Origin of the sequence: Pseudomonas sp. PS02288 (assembly GCF_029959715.1) — a bacterium.
In the GTDB taxonomy this organism is placed as follows: Bacteria; Pseudomonadota; Gammaproteobacteria; order Pseudomonadales; family Pseudomonadaceae; genus Pseudomonas_O; species Pseudomonas_O kuykendallii.
In genome coordinates this window covers 1-5,584 of record NZ_JASCPA010000108.1, presented here as the reverse complement: position 1 = coordinate 5,584, position 5,584 = coordinate 1, and the positions used below count along the sequence as shown (strand labels likewise).

The window sequence follows — 5,584 nt, the reverse complement described above, 5'->3', positions numbered from 1 at the left end:
TTTGAACGCTGTAGAATTTGCCTCCCGCTGACGAGGGGTTTGAAAGATCGGAAGCGGCAAGCGGTTGAGTAGAAAAGAAATTTTCGAAAATAAGCTTGACAGATTGAAAGGCTGCTGTAGAATGCGCGGCCTCGGTTGAGACGAAAGACTTGATCGAAACGCTCTTTAACAACTGAATCAAGCAATTCGTGTGGGTGCTTGTGACGTAAGACTGATGTCGAGATGATTATCAGCAACACAAGTAGACACTCGAGAATTCGAGTTTTATTTGCGATTGCTGAGCCAAGTTTAGGGTTTTCTCAAAACCCAAGCAGTATTGAACTGAAGAGTTTGATCATGGCTCAGATTGAACGCTGGCGGCAGGCCTAACACATGCAAGTCGAGCGGATGAAGGGAGCTTGCTCTCTGATTCAGCGGCGGACGGGTGAGTAATGCCTAGGAATCTGCCTGATAGTGGGGGACAACGTTTCGAAAGGAACGCTAATACCGCATACGTCCTACGGGAGAAAGTGGGGGATCTTCGGACCTCACGCTATCAGATGAGCCTAGGTCGGATTAGCTAGTTGGTGAGGTAATGGCTCACCAAGGCTACGATCCGTAACTGGTCTGAGAGGATGATCAGTCACACTGGAACTGAGACACGGTCCAGACTCCTACGGGAGGCAGCAGTGGGGAATATTGGACAATGGGCGAAAGCCTGATCCAGCCATGCCGCGTGTGTGAAGAAGGTCTTCGGATTGTAAAGCACTTTAAGTTGGGAGGAAGGGCAGTAAATTAATACTTTGCTGTTTTGACGTTACCGACAGAATAAGCACCGGCTAACTCTGTGCCAGCAGCCGCGGTAATACAGAGGGTGCAAGCGTTAATCGGAATTACTGGGCGTAAAGCGCGCGTAGGTGGTTTGTTAAGTTGAATGTGAAAGCCCCGGGCTCAACCTGGGAACTGCATCCAAAACTGGCAAGCTAGAGTACGGTAGAGGGTGGTGGAATTTCCTGTGTAGCGGTGAAATGCGTAGATATAGGAAGGAACACCAGTGGCGAAGGCGACCACCTGGACTGATACTGACACTGAGGTGCGAAAGCGTGGGGAGCAAACAGGATTAGATACCCTGGTAGTCCACGCCGTAAACGATGTCAACTAGCCGTTGGAATCCTTGAGATTTTAGTGGCGCAGCTAACGCATTAAGTTGACCGCCTGGGGAGTACGGCCGCAAGGTTAAAACTCAAATGAATTGACGGGGGCCCGCACAAGCGGTGGAGCATGTGGTTTAATTCGAAGCAACGCGAAGAACCTTACCAGGCCTTGACATCCAATGAACTTTCCAGAGATGGATTGGTGCCTTCGGGAGCATTGAGACAGGTGCTGCATGGCTGTCGTCAGCTCGTGTCGTGAGATGTTGGGTTAAGTCCCGTAACGAGCGCAACCCTTGTCCTTAGTTACCAGCACGTTAAGGTGGGCACTCTAAGGAGACTGCCGGTGACAAACCGGAGGAAGGTGGGGATGACGTCAAGTCATCATGGCCCTTACGGCCTGGGCTACACACGTGCTACAATGGTCGGTACAGAGGGTTGCCAAGCCGCGAGGTGGAGCTAATCCCAGAAAACCGATCGTAGTCCGGATCGCAGTCTGCAACTCGACTGCGTGAAGTCGGAATCGCTAGTAATCGCGAATCAGAATGTCGCGGTGAATACGTTCCCGGGCCTTGTACACACCGCCCGTCACACCATGGGAGTGGGTTGCTCCAGAAGTAGCTAGTCTAACCTTCGGGGGGACGGTTACCACGGAGTGATTCATGACTGGGGTGAAGTCGTAACAAGGTAGCCGTAGGGGAACCTGCGGCTGGATCACCTCCTTAATCGAAGACTTCAGCTGCCTCATAAGCTCCCACACGAATTGCTTGATTCACTTGCGAAAAGCGATTGGGTTTAGACCCGAGAGAGAGACGATTGGGTCTGTAGCTCAGTTGGTTAGAGCGCACCCCTGATAAGGGTGAGGTCGGCAGTTCGAATCTGCCCAGACCCACCAATTGTCAAGGGGCGTGGCCGGTCAAGACGATGGGGCCATAGCTCAGCTGGGAGAGCGCCTGCTTTGCACGCAGGAGGTCAGGAGTTCGATCCTCCTTGGCTCCACCATTATCTCGGAAATCGCTGAAAGCTCAGAATTGAATGTTTGCCGGTTGGCAGAACATTGAATTCTGGTCTTTGCGCCAGAACTGTTCTTTAAAAATTTGGGTATGTGATAGAAGTAGACTGACTGATTGTTTTCACTGGCAATCAGTTTGGTCAAGGTAAAACTTGCAAGTTCAAGCGCAAGTTTTCGGCGAATGTCGTCTTCACGTTCGAGACAATAACCAGATTGCTTGGGGTTATATGGTCAAGTGAAGAAGCGCATACGGTGGATGCCTTGGCAGTCAGAGGCGATGAAAGACGTGGTAGCCTGCGATAAGCTTCGGGGAGTCGGCAAACAGACTTTGATCCGGAGATCTCTGAATGGGGGAACCCACTCAGCATAAGCTGAGTATCTTGCACTGAATACATAGGTGTAAGAGGCGAACCAGGGGAACTGAAACATCTAAGTACCCTGAGGAAAAGAAATCAACCGAGATTCCCTTAGTAGTGGCGAGCGAACGGGGACTAGCCCTTAAGCTTCTTTGATTTTAGCGGAACGCTCTGGAAAGTGCGGCCATAGTGGGTGATAGCCCTGTACGCGAAAGGATCTTAGAAGTGAAATCGAGTAGGACGGAGCACGAGAAACTTTGTCTGAATATGGGGGGACCATCCTCCAAGGCTAAATACTACTGACTGACCGATAGTGAACTAGTACCGTGAGGGAAAGGCGAAAAGAACCCCGGAGAGGGGAGTGAAATAGAACCTGAAACCGTATGCGTACAAGCAGTGGGAGCAGACTTTGTTCTGTGACTGCGTACCTTTTGTATAATGGGTCAGCGACTTATTTTCAGTGGCGAGCTTAACCGAATAGGGGAGGCGTAGCGAAAGCGAGTCTTAATAGGGCGCTTTAGTCGCTGGGAATAGACCCGAAACCGGGCGATCTATCCATGGGCAGGTTGAAGGTTAGGTAACACTGACTGGAGGACCGAACCGACTACCGTTGAAAAGTTAGCGGATGACCTGTGGATCGGAGTGAAAGGCTAATCAAGCTCGGAGATAGCTGGTTCTCCTCGAAAGCTATTTAGGTAGCGCCTCATGTATCACTGTAGGGGGTAGAGCACTGTTTCGGCTAGGGGGTCATCCCGACTTACCAAACCGATGCAAACTCCGAATACCTACAAGTGCCGAGCATGGGAGACACACGGCGGGTGCTAACGTCCGTCGTGAAAAGGGAAACAACCCAGACCGTCAGCTAAGGTCCCAAAATCCTGGTTAAGTGGGAAACGATGTGGGAAGGCTTAGACAGCTAGGAGGTTGGCTTAGAAGCAGCCACCCTTTAAAGAAAGCGTAATAGCTCACTAGTCGAGTCGGCCTGCGCGGAAGATGTAACGGGGCTCAAACCAGGTACCGAAGCTACGGGTATCATCTCAGGATGATGCGGTAGAGGAGCGTTCTGTAAGCCTGTGAAGGTGAGTTGAGAAGCTTGCTGGAGGTATCAGAAGTGCGAATGCTGACATGAGTAACGACAATGGGTGTGAAAAACACCCACGCCGAAAGACCAAGGGTTCCTGCGCAACGTTAATCGACGCAGGGTTAGTCGGTCCCTAAGGCGAGGCTGAAGAGCGTAGTCGATGGGAAACAGGTTAATATTCCTGTACTTCTAGTTACTGCGATGGAGGGACGGAGAAGGCTAGGCCAGCTTGGCGTTGGTTGTCCAAGTTTAAGGTGGTAGGCAGAGTGCTTAGGTAAATCCGGGCGCTTAATGCCGAGAGCTGATGACGAGTCGTCTTTTAGACGATGAAGTGGTTGATGCCATGCTTCCAGGAAAAGCTTCTAAGCTTCAGGTAACTAGGAACCGTACCCCAAACCGACACAGGTGGTTGGGTAGAGAATACCAAGGCGCTTGAGAGAACTCGGGTGAAGGAACTAGGCAAAATGGCACCGTAACTTCGGGAGAAGGTGCGCCGGTGAGGGTGAAGGACTTGCTCCGTAAGCTCATGCCGGTCGAAGATACCAGGCCGCTGCGACTGTTTATTAAAAACACAGCACTCTGCAAACACGAAAGTGGACGTATAGGGTGTGACGCCTGCCCGGTGCCGGAAGGTTAATTGATGGGGTTAGCGCAAGCGAAGCTCTTGATCGAAGCCCCGGTAAACGGCGGCCGTAACTATAACGGTCCTAAGGTAGCGAAATTCCTTGTCGGGTAAGTTCCGACCTGCACGAATGGCGTAACGATGGCGGCGCTGTCTCCACCCGAGACTCAGTGAAATTGAAATCGCTGTGAAGATGCAGTGTATCCGCGGCTAGACGGAAAGACCCCGTGAACCTTTACTATAGCTTTGCACTGGACTTTGAATTTGCTTGTGTAGGATAGGTGGGAGGCTTTGAAGCGTGAACGCCAGTTTGCGTGGAGCCAACCTTGAAATACCACCCTGGCAACTTTGAGGTTCTAACTCTGGTCCGTTATCCGGATCGAGGACAGTGTATGGTGGGTAGTTTGACTGGGGCGGTCTCCTCCTAAAGAGTAACGGAGGAGTACGAAGGTGCGCTCAGAACGGTCGGAAATCGTTCGTAGAGTATAAAGGCAAAAGCGCGCTTGACTGCGAGACAGACACGTCGAGCAGGTACGAAAGTAGGTCTTAGTGATCCGGTGGTTCTGTATGGAAGGGCCATCGCTCAACGGATAAAAGGTACTCCGGGGATAACAGGCTGATACCGCCCAAGAGTTCATATCGACGGCGGTGTTTGGCACCTCGATGTCGGCTCATCACATCCTGGGGCTGAAGCCGGTCCCAAGGGTATGGCTGTTCGCCATTTAAAGTGGTACGCGAGCTGGGTTTAGAACGTCGTGAGACAGTTCGGTCCCTATCTGCCGTGGACGTTTGAGATTTGAGAGGGGCTGCTCCTAGTACGAGAGGACCGGAGTGGACGAACCTCTGGTGTTCCGGTTGTCACGCCAGTGGCATTGCCGGGTAGCTACGTTCGGAATAGATAACCGCTGAAAGCATCTAAGCGGGAAACTAGCCTCAAGATGAGATCTCACTGGAGCCTTGAGCTCCCTAAAGGGCCGTCGAAGACTACGACGTTGATAGGTTGGGTGTGTAAGCGCTGTGAGGCGTTGAGCTAACCAATACTAATTGCCCGTGAGGCTTGACCATATAACACCCAAACAATCTGCGGCCCAGGCCAATGATGGTGTTAGAAGGTGAAGTCGACATAAGCCGAAAGCTTGTCAGAACTTGCAAACCAACAGACATCACATACCCAATTAGGGGAGGCGACTCAACACCGATTCCCCAACCGAATTGCTTGACGACCATAGAGCGTTGGAACCACCTGATCCCATCCCGAACTCAGTAGTGAAACGACGCATCGCCGATGGTAGTGTGGGGTTTCCCCATGTGAGAGTAGGTCATCGTCAAGCTCCTATCCCCAAACCCCCAATCCGAGCAATCGGGTTGGGGGTTTGGCTTTTG

General features: G+C 51.7%; 2 tRNA genes, 3 rRNA genes and 1 pseudogene. 5 read left to right on the top strand and 1 reads right to left on the bottom strand.

Features of this window, described 5'->3' with window-relative positions:
• A pseudogene (locus tag QMX85_RS23070) lies at positions 1-181 on the bottom strand (hypothetical protein); the annotation flags it as partial.
• Between the two features lie 137 nt (positions 182-318).
• Between QMX85_RS23070 and QMX85_RS23065 the strand changes: the two are divergent.
• The 5 genes from QMX85_RS23065 (at position 319) to rrf (ending at position 5,532) form a co-directional block, all read left to right on the top strand.
• Positions 319-1,855, top strand: a 16S ribosomal RNA gene (locus QMX85_RS23065).
• Between the two features lie 93 nt (positions 1,856-1,948).
• Positions 1,949-2,025: transfer RNA gene (locus tag QMX85_RS23060), tRNA-Ile, on the top strand.
• A 31-nt stretch (positions 2,026-2,056) separates the two neighbouring features.
• Positions 2,057-2,132 (top strand) — tRNA-Ala (locus tag QMX85_RS23055).
• Positions 2,133-2,371: 239 nt separating this feature from the next.
• Positions 2,372-5,266 (top strand): 23S ribosomal RNA (locus tag QMX85_RS23050).
• Between the two features lie 150 nt (positions 5,267-5,416).
• Positions 5,417-5,532 (top strand): 5S ribosomal RNA (gene rrf / locus QMX85_RS23045).
• Together the 16S, 23S and 5S rRNA genes with 2 tRNA genes alongside form the textbook arrangement of a ribosomal RNA operon.
• Positions 5,533-5,584: the final 52 nt, after the last annotated feature.